We start from the raw sequence: 20,621 nt of genomic DNA, 5'->3' as shown, positions 1-20,621 counted from the left end.
GCTGGGCCGGGTGCGCGGCGGCTCCTGGCATGAATCATCCCGGCGTCAGGGGGTAGGTGCGGCCGTGGTCGACGCCGGAGCGCGGGGCAGAGGGGAGTCCGTCGCCGCCGCGCCGCGCGGGCGCGCGGCGCGACTCCTCGCGGGTCTGCGCCGCCGCTCCACCCACACCCTGCGCGACCGGCTGCGGCGGGTCCGCGCCGGCGCGGTCCTGGCCGTGCAGGCCGGGCTCGCCGCCGGCTTCTCCTGGTGGCTCACCGACGACGTGCTGCACATCCCGCAGCCGGTGTTCGCGCCGATCTCCGCGGTCATCGCGCTGGCCGCGTCCGTGGGTCAACGGCTGCGCCGCACCATCGAGCTGGTCATCGGGGTGTCGCTCGGAGTGCTCGTCGGAGACCTGCTCATGTACGCGTTCGGGAGCGGGGTGTGGCAGCTCGGCGCGATCGTGGTGCTGGCGATCGTCGTGGCGGTGCTCATCGGCGGCAGCCCGGCGGTGATCGTGCAGGCGGCGGCGACCGCCGTGCTCGTCGCCACGCTCAGCCCCGCGGTGGAGAACCTGGAGATCCCGAGGTTCCTCGCCGCCCTGGTCGGCGGCGGGGTGTCGCTGGCGGTCACCGCGGTGCTGCTGCCGCTGAACCCGCTGCGGGTGATCAACCGGGCGGGGGCGCCGGTGCTCGACCTGCTGGTCGAGCAGTTGGAGGTGACCGCGGAGGCGCTGCGACGCCGCGACGCCCCCGCGGCCCAGGCGGCGCTCGACCGGCTCCGGGACAACAAGCAGGAGATGGGTGCGTTCACGGAGGCGGCGCAGGCGGCGCGGGAGGCGAGCACCCTGTCCCCGGTGCGCTGGGAGAACCGGCAGGGCCCGGTCGGCCGGTACGCGCGGGCGGTGGAGCCGGTCGACCGGGCCATGCGCAACAGCGGCACGCTGGTCCGCCGGACGGTGACGCTCATCGAGGACGGGGAACCGGTGCCCGACCCGCTGCCGGAGGCCGTGGCGGGGCTCGCGACGGCGGTGCGGACGCTTCAGCGGGAGTTCACCGGCGCGGACGAGCCCCGCAAGGCCCGGGAGCAGGCGATGCGGGCGGTGGCGGCGGCGGGTCGCGCGTACCGGGAGGGGGTGGGCTTCTCCGGGGCGGTGGTGGTGGCGCAGGTCCGGACGACCGCGAGTGACCTGATCGTGGCCACCGGCATCGAGCAGGAGGACGCGAACGACCTGATCCGGCGCGCGTTCGGCGCACTCCGGGCCGACTGACCCGGCGCTCGGCCTCAGCGTGCGCGGTCGCCGGGGCAGGAGTCGTCGGGGTCGACGGCCCGGGTCACCCGGGTGCCGATCTCGCGAAGCTGGCGCTGCTGGGCCTTGGTCAGCGGGTCGAACACGTAGGTGCGGACCGCCGCCACGTGCCCGGGCGCGGTCGCGACCACCTTCGCCCAGCCCTCCTCGGTGAGGACCGCCAGGGTGTATCGGCCGTCCGTCGGGTCAGGGGTGCGCCGGACCCAGCCGCGCCGTTCCAGTCGGCTGACCACCTGGGACAGGCGGGAGAGCGAGCCCTCGGCGAGCGCGGCCAGCTCGCTCATCCGTCGCGTGCGGTCGGGGGACTCGGACAGGCCGGCCAGCACCTGGTACTCGAAGTGGCTGAGGCCGGCGTCCCGCTGCAACTGGGCGTCGAGCGCGCCGGGCAACTTGATCAGGAAGCTGACCAGCGACAGCCAGGTCTGGCGCTCCTCGGCGTCCAGCCAGCGTGGTTCCGGCGGCGTCTCCATCCGACCAGGGTAACTTCACCGTTGAAGTGAGGCCGGTCACCCTTCACTTGCAGCTTGAAGTCATCGCCGCGTAGCGTCCCTTCACGCTTGAAGTGATGACAGGGTGGAGACCTCACATGAACATCGTCTTGTGGATCATCGCGGCCGTCCTGGCGGTCGCCTTCCTCGGCGCCGGCCTGATGAAGCTCACGCGGCCCAAGGAGAAGCTGATCGAATCCGGGCTGGGCTGGGCGGAGAGCTGGTCCGCCGGCTCGGTGAAGCTCATCGGCGCGCTGGAGGTGCTCGCCGCCGTCGGGTTGATTCTGCCGGCGCTGCTCGACATCGCGCCCGTGCTGGTGCCGCTCGCCGCGCTCGGCCTACTGATCATCATGATCGGGGCGGTCGTGGTCCACGCCCGCCGCCGCGAGTACCAGCCGGTGGTCGCCAACGTGGTGCTGCTCGCGCTCTCCGCGGTGATCGTCTGGGGTCGCTTCGGCCCGTACTCCTTCACCTCCTGAGCCGGCGGCGGTCAGGCGAACCGTTCGGTCGTGACCGGCAGTAGCCCGCACCGCCGGACCGCCGAGGTCAGCTCGTGCAGTACGGGCCCCACGGTGTGGTCCGCGGCGGCCGCCAGCAGCACCGTCAGGTCGAGGGACCAGGCGAGGCCCGGCCCGACGCGCCGCAGCGTCCAGTCGAAGCGGTCAACGCCGACCTGCCGCCGACCGGGGGCGGCCGCCACCTCGGGCAACCGGTGCGTGGGCGGGTCCCCGGCGAACAACACCCGGTAGACCCGCCGGTCGGCGAACCCGTCGGGCACCTCTACGGGGCCGAGCCGCAGCGGAGTCGTGACCGGGAACGACTGCTCGTCGTCGAACCGGTCCCGCAGCGTCGTCTCGTCGGGCAGTGGCCCGCCGCCGAGCCGCCGGTGGGTCGCCTCCGCGCCGGCGCGGTCGACCGGTACGACTCGGGCGCGCAGCCCCGGGTCGGTGCGCAGGGCCCGGTGGTGGGCGGCGGAACTCCACCAGCCCGGCTCGGACGGCGTCCAGACCGCGCCCCGTAGGCCGACGGTGGTCCAGTCGGCGGCCCGCACGAACTCCTCGACGACCAGCGCCTCGACGTCGGCGGCCGCCTCCGGCGCGCGGATCAGGTAGTAGTCCAGCGGAGGCCGCCACCGATCGGCGGTCGCCAGCGGCCGCGCGGACCGCATCCCGATCGTCACCCGACCTCCCTCGCCGCCTGGCTGCGTCCCGGGCACGGTAACCCGGGCCGGGCGCGCCCGCGGGTCAGCGCGCCGGTGCCGGCGGTACGGGGAGCACCGCGCCCTCGACGGACGACCGGTGCGCCAGCTCGATCAGCGTGACGGTGTCCACGGCGTCGCGGGCGTCGACCGGCATCGGGCCGTCCCCGCGCAGCGACGCCGCCACCTGGGCGTAGAAGCTCTCGTAGCGCCCGGGCTCGGTCGGCACCGGCCGCAGGTCGCCGTCGACACCGAGCAGGCCGTACCGGTCGGGGGAGACCTCGCCCCAGCCCGGGGTGCCCGGGCGACCGCCGTCGCGCAGCGCCGCCTCCTGCGGGTCCAGCCCGTAGGTGGTGTAGCCGGCCCGGTCGCCGAGGACGCGCAGCCGGGGGCCGAGCTGCGGGGTCACCGCGCTCATCCACAGGTGGGAGCGGACGCCGCCGGTGTGGGTCAGCGCCACGAACGCGTCGTCGTCCACCTCCGCGCCGGACCGACGCCGGTCGACCTCCGCGTAGACGCTGCGCACCGGACCGAACAGCTGGACGGCCTGATCCACGAGGTGGGCACCCAGGTCGAACAGGGCGCCGCCGGCCTCGTCCGCGCCGGCCTTCTCCCGCCAGCCCGGCTTGATCTCCGGCCGCCAGCGCTCGAAGCGGGACTCGAAGCGGGTCACCCGCCCCAGTTCGCCGCCCTCCACCAGGCGGCGCGCGGTCAGGAAGTCGCCGTCCCAGCGGCGGTTCTGGAACACCGTCAGCGGCACCCCGTGCGCCGCCGCCTCGTCGACCACCTGCCGGGCCTCGGCCCCGGACGCGGCGAGCGGCTTGTCGACGACCACCGGAATGCCGGCGGCGACCGCCGCCCGGGCCATCGGCACGTGCAGCCGGTTGGGCGTCGCCACCACGACGAGGTCCAGGGCGTCGGGCGTACGCCACAGCACGTCCACGTCCTCCACCAGCCGGGCGTCCGGATGGTCGTGCCGGACCTGCTGCCGTCGCTCGGGATCGCGGGTCACCACGGCGTGCAGGCGCAAGCCGGGCGTCGCGGCGATCAGCGGTGCGTGGAAGACCCGACCGGCCAGGCCGTAGCCCAGCAGACCGACCCGCAACGGCGCCTGACTCGTTCCCGCCATGCCACCCTCCCCAGTTCCGGCCGGCCTCCGCAGGTGAACCGGATCCGGTGGCACCGAATCTACGCGGCGCGCCGACGCCGACGGCTCGACATGGTGAAGATCACCCGCCGTGACCGGAGCCGCTCACAGCCGCTCGTACTGCTGTCGCAGGAGGGACTCCGCCGCCGTGACGTCGTCCGACGCCTCGCCGCCGGCCGTGACGAGCAGGACGACGTCGTCGTGCTGGGCGACCGCGTGCACCTCGGGCAGGGCGGATCCGTTACCGGCCGGACCGATGAACGCCGTCCCGCCGGGAACCGACGCCAGGCCGACCTCCCCACCCGGGGTGCGGACGCTCCGCTCGGCGTCGGTGTACAGCCGGACGAACTCCTCGGCGGGCTCCGCCGACTCGAACTGGAGCAGCACGACCCGCATCGACGCGGAGTCCGGCTCCGCCCAGGCGGACCTGGCGGACTGCTGCACTCCGGCGAGTTGCATAGCGGCCAGCAGTGCCTGCGGGCTGCTGTCGAGCGCGACGATGTCCGCGAACGCGGCCCGGCCGTTCGCGTCGGGAACCGTGATCGGCGTGGCGTCCTCCGGTGGTGCGACGATCCGCGCGACCAGGGTGTTCTCCTGGCCGGCCTCCGGAGCGGGTGAGTGGGCGATCTTCCAGCTCACCACCGCGATCAGGGCCACCGCGCCGACCAGCGCGAGGGTGACCGCGGTGATGCGCGCCGGCCGGTGCCAGCGCGGCGGCGCCTGTCGGCGTGCCAACCCCGGCACGGACGGCAGGATCAGCTCCGGCTCGCTCGCCACCGAGCTGTCCGGTTCGTGATGAGGCGTGGCCTCCGGGCGGGACGTCGTGGCCTCCGGGCCGGACGTCGTGGCCTCCGGGCCGGACGTGGGGGAGGGCTCGCGGCCGGTGCGGGGAGTGTCGTCATCCTGGGCGGGCGGCGCGAGCGCGGCGTCCACCGTCGGTGCCTGCGTCGTCGGTGCCTCCGCCGCGCGTACCTCGGCCGCCTGCGTCTCCGCCGTCTGCGTCTCCGGCGTGCGTGGCTCCGTCGTGTGTGGCTTCCCCGGCGCGGAGACGGCGCTCCGGTGGGGCGCGGCCAGGAGGGCGGAGACGGCGCCGGAGAGCAGCAGGAGCCCGGACAACCCGAGCCAGGTCCCCTGGAGGTAGTGCGTGCTCGGATAGTCCTTCGTCGGGAAACCGCTCGCGCTCAACGCGGCGCCGTTGGGCAGGAAGGTCAGCGCGATCACCACGAGGGTCGCCGCGCCGAGCGCCAACCGCAGGACGTCGCGCCACTGTGGACGCGCCCAGGCGACGGCGAAGAGTGCCAGCAGCGCGAGCCACCCGACGCAGAGCGCGATCAGGGAGCCGGGAAGGTCGATCAGCGCGAAGGTGCGCACCTCGCCCGACGGGGGACGACCCAGGAGAAGCTCGACGTTGTCCCGTCCTTCGCGCACCTCCACCCAGGGCCGCCCGTACGCGGCGCCGAGCATGACCAGCCCGGCGAGGGCGAGGACGACGGCACGTGCCCGCCGGCCGGCGCGTCCGGTCGCGGCGGGCCGCGTTGGGGCGTGGTTCGACTGATCCGTGCTCGTCACGAATGGATCATGGCACCGCCCCCGCGGCTCCGCCGTCCCGCCGGGACCAAGAGTCGATTGTGGTAGAAATCGGCCCCTGGAGGGGCGGTTTCCTACCAAGATCTCCCGCCGGTGCTCGGGATGCTCCTATGGAAGTCAAGGGGTGTTGAGGGCGGTGAAGTCGGCGAGGAGGGCGGTGTGGATCTCGCGGACGATGTAGCGCTTGAGGCAGCGCATGATTTCTTTCTTGCTGAGTCCTTGTTTGGTGCGTTTGTCGACGTAGGCGCGGGTGCGGGGGTCGTAGCGCATGCGGACCAGGGCGATGGTGTGCAGGGCTGAGTTGGCGGCTCTGTCGCCGCCTCGGTTGAGGCGGTGGCGGTCGGTGCGTCCTGAGCTGGCGGGGATGGGTGCGGCGCCGCAGAGGTGGGCCAGGGCGGCTTCGGATCGGAGTCGGTCGGGGTTGTCGCCGGCGGTGGTCAGGAGTTGACCGGCGACGTCGGTTCCCACGCCGTAGACGGCGTTCAGGTGTGGAGCGGTGCGGGCGACGGCAGGGCGTAGGCGGCGGTCGGCCTGGGTGATCTCGGCGGTGAGGTGCCGGATCCGGGCGGCGATCACGGCCAGGGCCGCTTTGGTGGCTTCGACGGGATCGGTGAGTCGGGTTTCGTCGGCGTGCAGAGCGGCGCGCTGATCGACGAGTTTGGCTCCCGCGCCGGTGAGGTCCTGGCGCAGCGCGTCGGGTGCGGAGGCGATCAGCCCGTGCATCTGGTTCAGGGCGGCGGTGCGGGCCTTGACTGCTCCTCGCCGCGCCACGCGCAGGGCGCGGATGGCTTCGACCGGTCCGCTGCGGGTCTTGGGGGTGCCGTTTGCTTGCCCGGACAGGGCCGCGCGGGCGGCAGCGAGGGCGTCGAGGGGGTCGGACTTGCCTCTGGCGCGGCGGGCACGCCGGTCCGGGCGGTCGATCTCGACCAGGGCGACGCCACGGGAGGCGAGGTAGCGGGCGAGGCCGGCGCCGTAGGTGCCGGTGCCTTCCACGCCGATCTTGATCACCCGACCGAACCCGCGTAACCAGGCGAGCAACTGTTGGTAGCCGACGGCAGTGGCTGGGAACTCATGATCACCCAGGACCCTGCCGGTCTGATCGACCGCGGCGGCGTGGTGAGTCTTACCGTGGGTATCGACACCACCTGTGACGTGACGCTTCTTGGCTGCCATGCTGAAACCGTCGTCCCTCTCGCTTGCACCGAACAGGGTCGGCACGCACCGCCGGGACGGGCGGACAGGACAGTGACGGGACCTCTTGCACAGGCTCCTATCAGGTCACGAACGCCCAGCAGGTGAGTGCAGGAACGGGTCACCCGGACAGGCCGACGAATCCCGTAGAGGACCCTCAAGGTCAGTCAGACGCCGAGTCAGACCGGCCGGGTGACCCGCTCCTACACATCCTCACTGTCAGACGCCGAGGCCACCCAGCACGGTCATCTCCTGGCTGCTGAACTCGCCGGTGAGCAGGGGCATGGCTCGGGCGATGGCGGCCTTCGTCTCCGGCAGGTGGAGCGAGTCGTCGTGGTGCTTCTTGGACTCCCAGATCTCGGTCACCATGATCAGGTCAGGATCGCCCTCCGGGACACCCACCGCGTAGAGGCTGCACCCGGCGGCGCGCAGGCCGTCGGTGCCCTCGAGCAGGATGGCGACCACCTCGCCGCGCCGACCCGGACGGGCCCTCATCGAGCCGACGAAGCCGTATGGCATGGCAGGTCCTTCCGTCCGCGCGGATCGCCCGTCCGCGGTCGGCCACCAGCCTGCCGCACGGTTGTGACAGATCGCGGCCGGTGCGCGCGCCCGGCGTGGCGCCCGGGGAGTGCGCCGACGCCGAGGCCCGCCGGCCCGTGCGGTGACGGGCCGGCGGACCGGGGTCTCACGGGTTGGTGATGCCGAGCGAGTAGCTGCCGGAGCCGCTGTAGGCGTGCACCTCGAACCGGTAGTAGCCGGCGGTGCCGTTGTAGCTCAACGTCTCGTCGGGCGACGGGGTGTACGCCCCGGCGACGTCCACCCAGCTGGAGCCGTTCCACTTCTGCAGGTACAGGTCGAAGTCGACGCCGGTCGGGCCGTCGAGGCAGCCACGGTGGGTGCCGGAGACCGACGAGTAGTAGTAGCTGCCGTTGGGCTGGAACACGCTCTGGCCGGACGACACCGAGCCGGTGTAGGTCGCCTCGTAGCCGCTGCACCCGGTCGGCGGGGGCTCGCCGCCACCGCCACCGGTGCGCAGCGTCAGGCCGTACGCGGAGAGGATCTCGTTGACCGGCTGGAAGTAGGTGGTGCCGCCGGAGGTGCAGTTGCCGGAGCCGCCGGAGGTCACGCCCTGCGCCTGCTGACCCGAGAGCCACGACCCGCCCGAGTCGCCCGGCTCGGCGCAGGCGTTGGTGCGGGTCAGGCCGCCGACCGAGCCCTCGGCGTAGTTGACGGTCTGGTTCTTGGCCTGGATGGTGCCGCAGCGCCAACCGGTGGTCGAGCCGGAGCGGCAGACCGCCGCGCCGACGGCCGCCTCGGTCGAGCCGGCCACGGTGACGTTGCCGCCGGAGTAGTTGTTCACCCACGGCTGCGGGGTCCAGTTGGAGTTGGTCTGCACCCAGGCGTAGTCGTTGCCGGGGAACGAGGACCCGCGGAAGGTTCCCTGGGCGACCTGGTTGTAGCCCTGGGTCGCGGTGCCGGTGGTCCCGCAGTGTCCGGCGGTGACGAAGCCGCCGGTCACCGAGAAGCCGACGGAGCAGCGGCCACCCATGTAGTAGGCGTCGCCGCCACGGACGTCGTAGTAGGTGCGGGGGGCCTCGGTGGTCCGTACGACGCGGACGGCGGCCGCGTCGACACCGCTGGCGCGGACGAACGCGGTGGCCGCGCGGGCGTCGCCGCGGGCGAGGACCACAACCGTGTTGCTGGTGACGTCGACGTACCAGCCGGGGACCGTCGCCGCGGGGGCCTTCGCGGAGTGCCGGTCGAGCGTGGACTTGATCCGGTCCAGCGTCGCACCGCTGCGCGCGACGATGGTGGGCCGGGCGCCGGCGGCGCGTACCCGGTCGGCCGCCGACCGGTCGGTGACCGCGACGACGAGGGTGCCGTCGGTCAGCCAACCACCGGCGTACGTGGCGCCGAGCGACCGACGCAGGGCTTCGTCCGTACGGCTGCCCTTCTCGTCCTTCGCGATCCGCGTGCGGACCTGTTCGGCGGTCAGGCCCAGGTCGCGTTGCATGGCGGTGACCATCGCGGAGGGTGCCGCGTCGGGCGCGGGTGCGACAGCGGGGCTGGTCGGCGCCGCGGCGGCGGGTGCGGCCGCGACGGTGAGGGCGCCGACGGGCAGCAGGATCGCTGCTGCCGCGGCGGCGAGGCTTCGTCTCATCCGTGCCTCCTTCGGATGGCCGCGGCGCGGGTGGGTGTGCCGCGGACAGGTCAGCGACAACCTACGCGCACTCGATCGAGATGTCTCTATACCGGCTGGCTCATACCGTGCGGCGCGTGAAGAAAATCTTCGATCCAGTGATTGACGTCGATGGTTAGTGACAGAACAATCACCTTCTAAATCCAAGGCCATCTATTCCATGTTCAAGAGGGAGGCATTCATGGCGGCTCTGCGAGGCGAGGTGTCGTGGTTCTGCTGCGGCAGCGCGTGGGGTCCCTGCGGCACGGCCGGCGGTGGCGCCTGCGGCACCTGCCGGTCGGGCAACTACCAGCACGCCTGGCCCAACACCTCGGACGCGTGCCTGGCCATCACCCGTCCAGACGCCTGCGGGGTGACCGGGATGAGCCGGCGCGGCTGCGGCTTCCGGCACTACACGACGAACCTCTGCAACGGCGCTCGCATCGGCACCACCATCGCCGACTGCGGGCCGCAGACCGACCTGTTCTGCGGCGAGCGCACCTGCTGCGGCTCCGCCTGCGGCAGCAACCGGATCATCGACCTGACGCCGGCGGCGTACAGCGTGATCGCCAGTCTCTCCACCGGGCTGCGGCCCTGCTCGGTCGACACCGTCTGAAACGGGAGGGCGCCACCATGCAGCGGACCATCGACCGCCGACAACTGCTCGCCACCGCCGCGCTGGGCGGCGTCGTCGGTGCCACCGGCCTCGGCTCGCTCGCTCCCGAGGCGGCCTTCGCCGCCGAGGCGGTGACCGTCGAGCCCGGCCTTCCCGACCCGAACTTCGCCGAGGGACGGATCACCGCGGTCTCCGGCAGCATGCTCTTCGTCACCGGCTCGGACGCCGTCCTGCACGCCATCCGGATCACCGACGGCACGAGCATCTGGAAGCTGCACCCCACCACCTTCGACCGGGTGGCCACCGGTGACGGGCTCTACGCCCGCGGCGTCCGGCTGCCCGACGGCACCCTCGCCGCCGACTCCGTCTGGGTGAACATCGTCAACCTGCACGCGCACATCGCCTCGGTCGGCCGCAACATGCTGAACCTCGACCACAAGGGTCAGCGGATCGTCGCCCACGTGGTGCCGAACCGCTCCGCCGCCGTCTACAACGGCACCCCGGCCGTCAGTGACCTCTCACTGCTGCGGGTCGGTCGGCACGTGCAGGTGCTGGGCGCCTGGCACCCGGGCACCAACGAGATCGACATCGCCACCGTCTACGCCGCCGCCTGAGCGGGTGGCGCGCCGGCGGGCCCGGGGAGCCGCCGGGGCGTCGTCCGTGACCGCCCGAGGGGAGAACCCATGATCGAGATGATCGCGGCACTGCAACCGCTGGTCGTCGGCGTGGTGCTGATCTGGTCCGCCCGCGTCAAACTGTTCAGCCGGCACGCCGCCGCCGCGGCCGGCCGGTCGGCGCTCGTCCGGCTGGTCGGCCCCGATCGCGCACTGCCCGCGTACCGGCTGCTCGGCGGGGTCGAGCTGGCCCTGGGCGGGCTGCTCCTGCTGCCGCCCGTGCTCCGGTCGGAGGGGGTCGCCGCCACCGTCCTGTCCGCCGGCTTCCTCGCCTACCTCGGCTACGCCCGGCGGGTCGCCCCCACGTCCTCCTGCGGCTGCCTGAGCGCCAGCACCGCGCCGGTCTCCGGTCGCGGCATGGCCCGCGCCGGACTGCTGGTGGTCGCGGGCGGGCTGAGCGTCCTGGCGGGCGGCGGCTGGCTCGCCGCACTCGCCGCGCGGCCCGTCGTGGGCGTGACCGTGCTGGTCGGCGAGTTGGCGGCGGTCGTCGCCCTCTCACCCGAGCTGGACCGGGCCTGGCTGCTGCCGCTGCGCCAGCTGCGTGTCCGGCTGACCCATCCGCTGCGCGGCGGCTCCGGCGTGCCGTTGCTCGCCACCGTGCAGCAGCTCCAGCTCAGCGACGCGTACCGGCGGGTCGCGTCGCTGCTCCGATCCGACGTACGGGAGCACTGGGACGACGACGGGTGGCGGTTCGTCCTGCACGCCGCCCGCTTTCAGGGGCGGCCGGTGACGGCGGTCTTCGCGGTGCCGCTGGCCGACGCGCAGCCCGGGTCGGTGCGGGTCGCCGTCGTCGACGACGCGACCGGGCACACTCTGCTCCGCCTGGCCGGCACCCCACCGGCCGCAGGCCCGCACCTGGCCGTCGTGCCGGCCTGAGTGGAGCGCCGGAACGGTGCGGGCGAGGCGTGGCCCGTCGGCGCGGCTGCCACGCGCTGGTCCCGGTCGGCGAGGGCCGCAACCAGCGCGTGGCGGTGCCTCAGCGGTTCTGCCGCTGCTGGCAGGGGACGCAGAACCGGGCGTGCGGCAGGATCTCCAGGCGCTCCGCCGGGATGTCGCCGCCGCACCGCTCGCAGACCCCGTAGCCGCCGTCGGCGATGCGCCGCAGCGCGTCGCCGATCTGCGCCATGCTCTGCCGGGTGGCGGCGACGAGCGCGTCCTGGGTGAGCGCCTGGCCCGGGTCGCCGGTGTCCGCGGTGAGTTCGGTCAGTCTCGCCTGGTGGGCCTCGAACTGCTTGGTGAGGGATGTGCGCAGGTCGCCGAGCCGGTCCTGCTCGGCGTGCTGGTGCATGCCGGTGCTCATGGTGGGCCTCCTGGTCCGGGAAAAAGAAAAAGGGCCGAAGCGGTGTGCTTCGCCCTTGGCGTCCGTCTGGGGTGTGACGGATGCCGGTGGGCCGCGGCCTGCGGGGGTGGGAACTCCCCGGGTGGCCACCCGGACCGGGGTGCCGGGCGGGCAGGTGTGCGCCGGCCGGAGGGCAGCCGCCAGTGCCGTCAGTGTCGTGACGGTGACGGTGCGCTGAACGGCCGGGAGCATCCGCCCACCATAGGCCGACACCGCGGGAAAGCCAACGGGCTTCGCGTTCTCGCGCCAGCCGGTCGTCCCGTCGGCGCCGGGACGACGGCGCGCGCGGCCGCGGAGCGGCAGGCCGGCGGCGTCGACCTGCCCACAATCTCTTCGCGGACGGCAGGAAGCACGACGGGAGCGGGGCGGTCCCGGCCGCCCCGCTCCCGTACGGAATCGTCGTCGCTCAGTGCCCCGGCGCCGGACGCAGGGCGGCGGGGATGTCCAGCCCGGCGGCGCCGAGCACGTCGTCGGCCTCGACCTGGGCCGGGGTCAGCGTGGTGCGCGGCCGGTGGGGCAGCCCCACGACGACGAGCAGCGCGACCAGCAGGACGCCGACGGCGGTGACGGCGGCGGTGACGGTGTACTGGGTCACCTGGGGCAGCGGCACCGGCAGACCGGGCACCGGGTTGCGGCTGAGCATGGTCACCACCAGGGCGGTGGCGATGGCGCTCCCGACCGACCGGGCGATCGAGTTGACGCTGTTGGCGACGCCGGTCTCGGCCGGCGTGACGTGCTCGATCAGCAGCGCCGGCAGGGCCGCGTAGCCCAGGGTCACGCCGTTGGTGACGAGGAACGAGCTGAGGATGAGCTGCCAGGTGGTGGCGTGCACGGCGGCCAGGAGGGCGAATCCCACCGCCGAGACGAGCAGCGCGAGTGCCAGCGTCGCCTTCGCGCCGTACCGGGCGACGAGCCGTCCGCCGAGCGGCGCGGTGACGACGCCGCTGAGCGCCCCGGGCAGCAGGTAGACGATGCTCGCGGAGAGGACCGTGGCGCCGAAGCCGTACCCGGCGAGGGCCGGTGGCGTCTGCACGAATGCGGACACGGTGAGGAACCCGACGAACATGGCGGCGCCGAGCAGCAGCCCGGCGATGTTGGCGATGGCCAGCGGCCGGTGGCTGAACATGCGGAGGTTGACCAGCGGTTGGGCGACCCGCCGCTCGACCGCGACGAAGGCGGCGAAGGCGACTGCCGACGCCACGAGCAGGACGCCCACCCGGGCCGAGGCCCACCCCCACGTGTTGCCCTTCTCCAAGGGCAGGAGCAGGAGCACGAGTGCGCCGCCGAGCAGGGCGGCGCCCGCCCAGTCGACGCGGCCGCGGGCGGCGGGCTGACGTCGGGGTACGACCAGCCCGATGGCGACCAGCGCGATCACGGCCATCGCCGTGGCGAGCCAGAAGACCCGGTGGTAGTCCCCGCCGTCGCCGACGAGCAGGCCGGTGGCGACCAGGCCGAACCCGGCGCCGATCGCGACGGTGCCGCTGACGATGGCCGTCGCCCCGGTGAGCCGGGCCGGCGGCAGTTCGTCCCGCAGGAGACCGATGGCGAGCGGGAGGAGCGCGTAGCTGGTGCCCTGCATCGCCCGGGCGACGAGCAGCAGCGGCAGGTTCTCCGTGGTGGCGGCGAGCAGGGATCCGACCAGCACGACGACGGTCACGCCGAGCAGGACGGTACGCCGGCCGCGCAGGTCACCGAGGCGCGCCAGGACCGGGGTGAGGACGGCGGCGGCCAGCAGGTTGGCGGTCATCACCCAGCTGATGGCACCGGGCGTGGAGTGCAGGGTCGTCTGGATCTGGTTGAGGAGCGGCACGACCAGCGACTGCAGGGAGGTGAGCAGGAGCACCCCGTAGGCGGCGACCGGCAGCAGCAGCCGGGAGGCGGGTCGGTCCGCGACCGAGTGGGACATGGGTGGACTCGCTTTCGGGTCGGCGACGCGCCAAAGCTAGGCCCGTTTTCGACGTAGCGTCAAAAAAACCCGACGTGACGTCGATTACCCTTGACGCCGAGTATGATTGCGCGCATGGCAGCTTCCGTCGGTCGACGTCGGCCAACCAAGGGTGATCAACGCGAGCGGGCTCTCCTCGACGCCGCGCGCGAGCTGCTGCGGCACAAGCCCCTGGCGCAGCTGACCATCGACGAGGTGGCGGCCGCCGCCGGCATCACCCGCTCCGGCTTCTACTTCTACTTCGAGTCCAAGCAGGCGCTGCTCGCCCAGCTCTACGCGGAGACGCTCGGGGCCTCCGAGCAGGAGATGATCGAGTGGGTGGAGTCCGAGGACCTCGACCGCGCCGCCCTGCGCCGGGGCCTCGCCCGCGGCCTGCGGCGGTGGAAGACGGATGGTCGCTGGCTCGCGGAGGCCTTCCTGAACCCCGACCCGGGGCCCGAGGTCCTGGCCGTCCGGGAAAAGATCATCGGCAGCGGGTGCACGGTGATCTCGCGGCGGATCGAGCGCGACGCGCGGGCGGACCGCACCGTCGCCGTCGACCCGAAACTGCTCTCCCTGATGGCGGTCAACCTGCGGCTTACCATGTTCGCGCAGGCATACACCCACCCGGAGGAGCAGTCCGACGACGAGCTGCTGGACGCCCTCACCGACGCGACCCTGCGCCTGCTCTACGGGGTGCTGCCGCCGACCGCGGCGGCGGTGACCGGCGAGCCCGCCGTGGGAGCGGCCCCGACGCGCTGACCCGACCCCACCCGCGCCACGGCGTCGCCCGGCGCCGTTCACCCCATCTCGTGAACGCCGCCGCGGTCGTCACCGCCCGCCGTAACCACGCCCTACGGTCGATCCAGGCACGCACCGGTACGAACCGTCGCGTCGCCACACCTGTCGTCGGCGCCGGAGGGCTGTCTCGTGAACGTCGCCGAACACATCGTGGACCGGCTGCGGAGCTGGGGGGTGCACCGCGTCTACGGCTACCCGGGCGACGGCATCGGCGGTGTCATCGCCGCGATCGGCGACCGCGACGACGTGGAGTTCATCCAGGTACGCCACGAGGAGACGGCCGGCTTCGCCGCCACCGCCGACGTCAAGTACGGCGGCAGCCCGATCGGGTGCTGCGTCGTCACCAGTGGCCCCGGCGCCCTGCACGCGCTCAACGGTGTCTACGACGCGCTGCTCGACCACGTGCCGGTCGTCGCCGTCCTCGGGCAGACCGCGCTGACCGCGCTCGGCGGCAACTACTACCAGGAGGTCGACCTGCACAGCGTCTACAAGGACGTCGGGCAGGCGTACATCCAGACCATCGCCGACGCCGCCCAGGTCGCCCACATGGTCGACCGCGCGTGCCGGACCGCCCTCGCCGAACGGGCGCCGACGGTGCTGATCGTGCCGAGCGACGTGCAGGACCGGCCGGCCATGACGCAGTCGCCCGACGCCCACGGCTACTACCACACGAGCACCGTGCCGAGCAGCGCGCCGGGCGCCCCACCGGAGGCCGACGTGGCGCGGGCCGCCGAGGTGCTCAACGCCGGATCCCGGGTGGCGCTCCTCGTCGGTGCCGGGGCGCTCGGGCAGAGCGACCTGGTGGAGCAGGTCGCCGACCGGCTCGGCGCCGGGGCGGCGAAGGCGCTGCTGGGGAAGCCGGTGCTCGACGACCGGCTGCCCTGGGTGACCGGATCGATCGGCCTGCTCGGCACCACCGCCAGCTGGGAACTCATGCGTCGCTGCGACACCCTGCTGATCATCGGCTCGAACATGCCGTACTCGGAGTACTACCCGACGCCCGGGAAGGCGCGGGCGGTGCAGATCGACCGGGACGGGAGCCGGTGCGGCCTGCGCTACCCGACCGAGGTCAACCTCGTCGGTGACACCGGCGCGACCCTCACCGCGCTGCTGCCCCTGCTGCGCCGACAGCCGAACACGGACTGGCGTGACGACGTCGCCGGATGGAAGTCCCGCTGGGAGCGGTACTCCACGGAACGCGCGCAGGCCCGCGCCCATCCGGTCAACCCGGAGGCCGTCGTGCGGGCGCTCTCCGAGCGGCTCCCCGACGACGCGATGGTCTCCGCCGACTGCGGCACCGCCACCAGCTGGTACGCCCGGGACCTGCAGATGCGGCCCAGCCAGCTCGGCAACCTCGCCGGTCTGCTGCTGTCCATGGGCGCCGGGATGCCCTACGCCATCGCCGCCAAGACCGCCCACCCGGACCGCCCGCTGCTGGCCCTCATCGGCGACGGCGCCATGCAGATGAACGGCGTCAACGAGCTGATCACCGTGTCCCGCTACTGGCGGAACTGGGCCGACCCGCGGTTCATCGTGCTGGTGCTCAACAACCGCGACCTGGCGTACGTCTCGTGGGAGACCCGCGGGACGCTCGGCAAGAAACCCGACCCGGCCTCGGCGTCCCTGCCCGACGTCCCGTACGCCGGCTGGGCCCGCCTGCTCGGCCTGGACGGCGCCCGCATCGAGTCGCCCGAGCAGATCCCCGCCGTCGTCGAGCAGGCGTTCGCCGCGGACCGGCCCTTCGTCATCGACGCCGTGGTCGACGCCGACGTGCCGCTCATCCCGCCGCACGTGGCCCGCGACCAGGTCGTCCAGACCATGAAGGCGGAGTTCTCCGGCGACCCGGCCTTCTTCACCATCGCCCAGGACGTCGTCGAGGAGTCGGTGGTCAGCACCGTCAAGGCGGAGTGGCACCGGCTGTTCCACAAGCCGAACTGACCGCAACCCGCCGGCCCGCGCGCCGCCACCGCCGGTACCGCGCCGGGCGGCAGCTCAGCCCAGCGGGACGAGGGTGGGTAGGGGCAGGCCGGGCAGGGACGGCAGCGGCAGGCCGGGCGCCGTGCCGGTGCGGCCGGAGCTGGGCAGCAGCGGCGGCAGCGACGGCAGGAGGTCGGGCAGCCCCGGCGCGTCCGACGTCGGAGCCGGCGCGGGGGTGGCCGGCGCGGGCTCGGGCACCGGCGCGGAGCCGTTCGTCGGCGCGGCGCCCGTCGGTGCGTTCGGTGTCGGCGCGTCGGGCGTCGGGGCGGCCGGGGACGGTGTCGGCGCCGACACCAGGGCGGCCAGCAGGCGGTCCACCTCGTCGAGGTCGGCGCGCAGCCGGGCGGCGGTGGCCGGATCGTCCACCCCGGCGACGTCCCGGCGGGCCCGCGCGACCAGGTCCCGTGCCTCGTCGGGGCGGCCGGCCGTCAGCGCCGCCCGCGCCAGCGCGAGGTCGTGCTCGACGCCGCGCACCTGGGCCTGCTCCGGATGGAGCACCCGGGTCAGCGACCACAGGGGACTGGTCGGCCCGGCGGTGCGGCTGCCCACGCCGAGCCCGGTGGCGAGCGCCAGGACGGCGAGAACGGCGGCGGCGAGACGCAGCACGCCCCGGCCGACCGGCGTGGGTCCGAAGGCCGTCGCCGGTGCGGCCGGCTGGGTCGCGGCGCGGAGCAGCCGCTGCTCGTCGTCGCCGTCGAGGTCGGCACGCCAGGCGGCCAGGGCCGCGGCGACGTCGTCGTCCGCCGGCCCGGGCTCGCCCCGGCCGAGCGCGTCGAGGAGCTGGTCGTCCCGGGCGATCGTCGCCAGGTCCAGCTCGTCGCCGCCGTCGCGGGCGTGCTCGGTCATGCCGCCACCTCGTCGAGTGTGTCGCCGGCCAGGGTGCGGAGCCGGGCCAACGCGCGGGACTGGGCCACCCGCACCGCGGCGGCGGACATGCCGAGGATGGTGCCGACCTCCTCGGCGGTCAGGCCCACCGCCACCCGGAGCACGACGATCTCCCGCTGCGCGTCGGGCAGCCGGTCGAGCAGGCCCGACAGCCGGCGGGCGAGGTCGGTGGCGACCGCCCGCTGCTCCGGCCCCGGCTCGGCGTCCGGTGTCTCCGGGGGAGGGTCGTCGGCGGTGACCGACGCCGCCCGTACCGCCGCCCGCTGCGCGTCCGCCACCTTGTTGCCGGCGATGGCGTAGACGAACGCGGAGAACGGGGCGCCCTGCTCGCGGTAGCGCGGCAGCGCGCCCAGCACCGCCAGGCAGATCTCCTGCGCGACGTCGTCGGCGGTCGTGTACGCGCCACCGATCCGCCCGAGCTTCGCCCGGCAGTAGCGCACCAAGCCGGGGCGGACGTCGGCGAGCAGCATCGCGACGGCCGTCCGGTCGCCCTGGGCGGCCCGGCGGACGAGCTGGGGCTCGATGGTGGTCGTCATCGCGTGGAGGGGCACCTTCGTTACCGGCCGGTTAACCGGCACGCTATCGAGCCACGCGCCACTTTGCCTAGTTCACCCTCCGTCACGCGACGGTGTCGGAAAGAAGTGTGTTGCGTCCGGACGGTCCGCCGCGATGTCCCCAGTAGCGACCGGAAGGAGGGGACCATGGGCGTCGAGGTGGCCGTGCGGGGGCTCACCAAGTCCTTCGGTGGCCAGCCGGTCTGGTCCGACATCAGCCTCGACCTCCCGGCCGGCGAGATCTCTGTGCTGCTCGGCCCGTCCGGCACCGGCAAGTCGGTGTTCCTGAAGACACTGGTCGGGCTGCTCCGGCCCGATCGCGGTTCGATCGTCATCGAAGGCCGTGACCTGCCCCGACTCTCCGAACGCGACCTGTACGAGGTCCGCAAGCTGTTCGGCGTGCTGTTCCAGGACGGCGCCCTGTTCGGCTCGATGACCATCTACGACAACGTGGCCTTCCCGCTGCGCGAGCACACCCGCAAGAGCGAGGCGGAGATCCGCGCGGTGGTCACCGAGAAGCTCGACATGGTCGGGCTCGTCGGCGCGGAACGGAAGCTGCCCGGTGAGATCTCCGGTGGCATGCGCAAGCGGGCGGGGCTGGCCCGGGCGCTCGTGCTCGACCCGCAGATCATCCTCTTCGACGAGCCGGACTCCGGCCTCGACCCGGTCCGCACCGCGTACCTGAATCAGTTGATCATCGATCTCAACCAGCGCACCGAGGCGACGTTCCTGATCGTCACCCACGACATCAACACCGCCCGCACGGTGCCGGACAACATCGGCCTGATCTACCACGGCCACCTGGCCATGTTCGGGCCGCGCGAGATGCTGCTCTCCAGCACCGAACCGGTGGTGCGGCAGTTCCTCAACGCGCAGCGGGTCGGCCCGATCGGCATGGCCGAGGAGAAGGACGCCGAGGAGTTGGCGGCGGAGGCGCAGGCCGGCGTCGAACTTCCGCCGCTGCCGCCCATCCCGCCGCAGCTGCCCCCGTCGGACGGCCGACGCCGCCGGGCCGAACGGCCGCCCGGGCAGTGGTGCCGCGACCACGGCGTCCTCCCGCCGCCGGGCTCCTTCGACGGCCCGGCCTCGGCGGCGCCGGACCGGACGCGCCCGGAGACGGCGAACTGGTCGCGCCCGGCGGCGGACCGGCCGCGGCCGGAGACGGCGCCCTCCGGCGACCACGACGGGCTGCTCCGATGAGCGCGCCGGTCACCGCGTTGCGCCGCTCCGGCGAGTTCTTCGCGTTCTGCCTGGACACCCTGCGGGCGCTGGGTCGGCGGCCGGTGCAGGTCCGCGAGTTCGTGCAGCAGGCCTGGTTCATCAGCTCGGTGTCCATCCTGCCCGCCGCGCTGGTGTCCATCCCGTTCGGCGCGGTCATCGCCCTCCAGCTCGGCTCGCTGGTCCGCCAGCTCGGCGCGCAGTCGTTCACCGGTGCCGCCTCGGTGCTCGCCGTCGTCCGGGAGGCCGGACCCATCGTCACCGCGCTGATCATCGCCGGGGCGGGCGGCTCGGCCATCTGCGCCGACCTGGGCTCCCGCAAGATCCGCGAGGAGCTGGACGCCATGCAGGTCCTCGGCATCGACCCGATCCAGCGCCTCGTGGTGCCCCGGGTGCTCGCGTCGATGCTGGTCGCCGTGCTGCTCAACGGGCTGGTCAGCGTGGTCGGGGTCAGTGGCGGCTACGCCTTCAACGTGGTGTTGCAGGGCGGCACGCCGGGCGCGTACCTGGCCAGCTTCCAGGCCCTCGGGCAACTGCCCGACCTGCTGGTCGGCGAGGTGAAGGCGTTGCTGTTCGGCGCGGCGGCGGCGCTGGTGGCCTCGTACAAGGGGATGACCGCGAAGGGCGGACCGAAGGGGGTCGGCGACGCGGTCAACCAGAGCGTGGTGATCACCTTCATGCTGCTGTTCGCGCTGAACTTCCTCGTCACGGCCGTGTACTTCCAGGTCGTACCGCAGAAGGGAAGCTGACGTGGCGGTGCTGCGCCTCCTCGACGCCCTCGGCGCCCAGCTCGCGTTCTACCTGCGGGCGTTCGCCTGGACCCCGCGTACGCTGCGCCGCTACCGGCGTGAGGTGGTGCGACTGCTCGCCGAGATCAGCTTCGGCACCGGGGCGCTCGCCGTGCTCGGCGGGACGGTCGGCGTGATCTGCTTCCTCACCTTCTTCACCGGCACGGAGGTGGGGCTCCAGGGCTACCAGGCGCTCAACCAGATCGGCAGCAGCGCGTTCACCGGCTTCGTGTCCGCGTACTTCAACACCCGGGAGATCTCGCCGCTGGTGGCCGCGCTGGCCCTGTCGGCGACCGTGGGCTGCGGGTTCACCGCGCAGCTCGGCGCCATGCGGATCTCCGAGGAGGTGGACGCGCTCGAGGTGATGGGGGTGCCGTCGCTGCCGTTCCTGGTCACCACCCGGATGATCGCCGGCCTCATCGCGGTCGTCCCGCTGTACGTGGTCGGCCTGCTCGCCAGCTACCTGGCCACCCGCACCATCGCCGTCTTCTACTTCGGACAGTCCGCCGGCACCTACGACTACTACTTCCACCTCTTCCTGCCGCCGGGCGACGTGCTGTGGTCGTTCGGCAAGGTGCTGGTGTTCAGCGTGATCGTGGTGCTCGTCCACTGCTGGTACGGCTTCACCGCCAGCGGTGGCCCGGCCGGCGTGGGCGTCGCCGTCGGACGGGCCGTCCGGTTGGCCATCGTCGCGGTCAACATCGTCGACTTCTTCCTGTCGCTGGCCATCTGGGGCGCGACCACCACCGTCCGGATCGCGGGGTGAC

General features: G+C 73.3%; 21 protein-coding genes. 10 read left to right on the top strand and 11 right to left on the bottom strand.

Annotated elements, in window-relative coordinates:
* Window positions 1-64 precede the first annotated feature (64 nt).
* Complete coding sequence (locus tag GA0070620_RS12005) at window positions 65-1,249, top strand: FUSC family protein (protein ID WP_091590113.1); 1,185 nt, start codon at window positions 65-67, stop codon at window positions 1,247-1,249.
* A 14-nt stretch (window positions 1,250-1,263) separates the two neighbouring features.
* On the opposite strand, the gene GA0070620_RS12000 is transcribed toward GA0070620_RS12005, so the two are convergent.
* Window positions 1,264-1,758: a MarR family winged helix-turn-helix transcriptional regulator gene (locus tag GA0070620_RS12000; protein WP_091590110.1), complete on the bottom strand. Its 495-nt coding sequence runs from the start codon at window positions 1,756-1,758 to the stop codon at window positions 1,264-1,266.
* 116 nt (window positions 1,759-1,874) lie between these two features.
* Between GA0070620_RS12000 and GA0070620_RS11995 the strand changes: the two genes are divergently transcribed.
* Window positions 1,875-2,255 (top strand): DoxX family protein, encoded by a 381-nt coding sequence (locus tag GA0070620_RS11995; protein WP_091590107.1) that lies wholly within the window; start codon window positions 1,875-1,877, stop codon window positions 2,253-2,255.
* 11 nt (window positions 2,256-2,266) lie between these two features.
* Here GA0070620_RS11995 and GA0070620_RS11990 read toward each other — a convergent pair whose 3' ends face one another.
* The 6 genes from GA0070620_RS11990 to GA0070620_RS11965 all read right to left on the bottom strand — a co-directional run bounded on the left by GA0070620_RS11990 (window position 2,267) and on the right by GA0070620_RS11965 (window position 9,060).
* Window positions 2,267-2,956, bottom strand: a complete 690-nt coding sequence (locus GA0070620_RS11990; protein WP_091590104.1) for a hypothetical protein — start codon at window positions 2,954-2,956, stop codon at window positions 2,267-2,269.
* A gap of 64 nt (window positions 2,957-3,020) precedes the next feature.
* On the bottom strand, window positions 3,021-4,103 hold the full coding sequence (locus tag GA0070620_RS11985; RefSeq protein WP_091590101.1) for a Gfo/Idh/MocA family protein: 1,083 nt from the start codon (window positions 4,101-4,103) through the stop codon (window positions 3,021-3,023).
* A 123-nt stretch (window positions 4,104-4,226) separates the two neighbouring features.
* Complete coding sequence (locus tag GA0070620_RS11980) at window positions 4,227-5,690, bottom strand: hypothetical protein (RefSeq protein ID WP_091590098.1); 1,464 nt, start codon at window positions 5,688-5,690, stop codon at window positions 4,227-4,229.
* Window positions 5,691-5,825: 135 nt separating this feature from the next.
* Entirely contained in the window at window positions 5,826-6,881 is a 1,056-nt protein-coding gene (locus tag GA0070620_RS11975) for an IS110 family RNA-guided transposase (protein WP_091590096.1), read from the bottom strand.
* 237 nt (window positions 6,882-7,118) lie between these two features.
* On the bottom strand, window positions 7,119-7,418 hold the full coding sequence (locus GA0070620_RS11970; RefSeq protein ID WP_091590093.1) for a putative quinol monooxygenase: 300 nt from the start codon (window positions 7,416-7,418) through the stop codon (window positions 7,119-7,121).
* A gap of 166 nt (window positions 7,419-7,584) precedes the next feature.
* A complete protein-coding gene (locus tag GA0070620_RS11965) occupies window positions 7,585-9,060 on the bottom strand; it encodes a S1 family peptidase (protein ID WP_172836418.1) in 1,476 nt (491 codons plus the stop codon).
* A gap of 220 nt (window positions 9,061-9,280) precedes the next feature.
* On the opposite strand from GA0070620_RS11965, the gene GA0070620_RS11960 reads away from it, so the two are divergent.
* The 3 genes from GA0070620_RS11960 (at window position 9,281) to GA0070620_RS11950 (ending at window position 11,244) form a co-directional block, all read left to right on the top strand.
* Window positions 9,281-9,694, top strand: a complete 414-nt coding sequence (locus GA0070620_RS11960) for an RlpA-like double-psi beta-barrel domain-containing protein (RefSeq protein WP_091590090.1) — start codon at window positions 9,281-9,283, stop codon at window positions 9,692-9,694.
* Between the two features lie 17 nt (window positions 9,695-9,711).
* Window positions 9,712-10,308, top strand: a complete 597-nt coding sequence (locus tag GA0070620_RS11955) for a twin-arginine translocation signal domain-containing protein (RefSeq protein ID WP_091590087.1) — start codon at window positions 9,712-9,714, stop codon at window positions 10,306-10,308.
* Between the two features lie 69 nt (window positions 10,309-10,377).
* Window positions 10,378-11,244: a MauE/DoxX family redox-associated membrane protein gene (locus GA0070620_RS11950; RefSeq protein WP_197677582.1), complete on the top strand. Its 867-nt coding sequence runs from the start codon at window positions 10,378-10,380 to the stop codon at window positions 11,242-11,244.
* A 100-nt stretch (window positions 11,245-11,344) separates the two neighbouring features.
* On the opposite strand, the gene GA0070620_RS11945 is transcribed toward GA0070620_RS11950, so the two are convergent.
* Together GA0070620_RS11945 and GA0070620_RS11940 are read right to left on the bottom strand one after the other, a co-directional pair.
* Window positions 11,345-11,668 (bottom strand): TraR/DksA family transcriptional regulator, encoded by a 324-nt coding sequence (locus tag GA0070620_RS11945; RefSeq protein ID WP_091590084.1) that lies wholly within the window; start codon window positions 11,666-11,668, stop codon window positions 11,345-11,347.
* Window positions 11,669-12,113: 445 nt separating this feature from the next.
* Window positions 12,114-13,613: an MFS transporter gene (locus GA0070620_RS11940; protein WP_091590082.1), complete on the bottom strand. Its 1,500-nt coding sequence runs from the start codon at window positions 13,611-13,613 to the stop codon at window positions 12,114-12,116.
* A 114-nt stretch (window positions 13,614-13,727) separates the two neighbouring features.
* Here GA0070620_RS11940 and GA0070620_RS11935 point away from each other — a divergent pair, with 114 nt between their 5' ends.
* Together GA0070620_RS11935 and GA0070620_RS11930 are read left to right on the top strand one after the other, a co-directional pair.
* The gene (locus GA0070620_RS11935) at window positions 13,728-14,393 is read left to right on the top strand and encodes a TetR/AcrR family transcriptional regulator (protein ID WP_091590079.1); all 666 of its coding nucleotides are present in this window, start codon (window positions 13,728-13,730) and stop codon (window positions 14,391-14,393) included.
* A gap of 168 nt (window positions 14,394-14,561) precedes the next feature.
* Window positions 14,562-16,370, top strand: coding sequence for a thiamine pyrophosphate-requiring protein (locus GA0070620_RS11930; RefSeq protein ID WP_231922337.1), 1,809 nt, complete (start codon window positions 14,562-14,564; stop codon window positions 16,368-16,370).
* Window positions 16,371-16,424: 54 nt separating this feature from the next.
* Here GA0070620_RS11930 and GA0070620_RS11925 read toward each other — a convergent pair whose 3' ends face one another.
* Window positions 16,425-17,255: an anti-sigma-D factor RsdA gene (locus GA0070620_RS11925; protein ID WP_091590074.1), complete on the bottom strand. Its 831-nt coding sequence runs from the start codon at window positions 17,253-17,255 to the stop codon at window positions 16,425-16,427.
* Entirely contained in the window at window positions 17,252-17,830 is a 579-nt protein-coding gene (gene shbA / locus GA0070620_RS11920) for an RNA polymerase sigma factor ShbA (RefSeq protein WP_091590072.1), read from the bottom strand. Before shbA ends, GA0070620_RS11925 begins: the two co-directional genes overlap by 4 nt.
* Before the next feature lie 165 nt (window positions 17,831-17,995).
* Here shbA and GA0070620_RS11915 point away from each other — a divergent pair, with 165 nt between their 5' ends.
* The 3 genes from GA0070620_RS11915 to GA0070620_RS11905 are packed head-to-tail and all read left to right on the top strand — an operon-like array spanning window position 17,996 to window position 20,620.
* On the top strand, window positions 17,996-19,048 hold the full coding sequence (locus tag GA0070620_RS11915; RefSeq protein WP_091590069.1) for an ABC transporter ATP-binding protein: 1,053 nt from the start codon (window positions 17,996-17,998) through the stop codon (window positions 19,046-19,048).
* The gene (locus GA0070620_RS11910; protein WP_091590067.1) at window positions 19,045-19,815 is read left to right on the top strand and encodes an MlaE family ABC transporter permease; all 771 of its coding nucleotides are present in this window, start codon (window positions 19,045-19,047) and stop codon (window positions 19,813-19,815) included. Before GA0070620_RS11915 ends, GA0070620_RS11910 begins: the two co-directional genes overlap by 4 nt.
* 1 nt (window position 19,816) lies before the next feature.
* Entirely contained in the window at window positions 19,817-20,620 is an 804-nt protein-coding gene (locus GA0070620_RS11905; RefSeq protein WP_091590064.1) for an MlaE family ABC transporter permease, read from the top strand.
* Window position 20,621 lies beyond the last annotated feature (1 nt).

Source organism: Micromonospora krabiensis (genome assembly GCF_900091425.1).
Taxonomy (GTDB): domain Bacteria; phylum Actinomycetota; class Actinomycetes; order Mycobacteriales; family Micromonosporaceae; genus Micromonospora; species Micromonospora krabiensis.
Note: the sequence above shows the minus strand (reverse complement) of the source record. Positions and strands in the feature narration are given on the sequence as shown.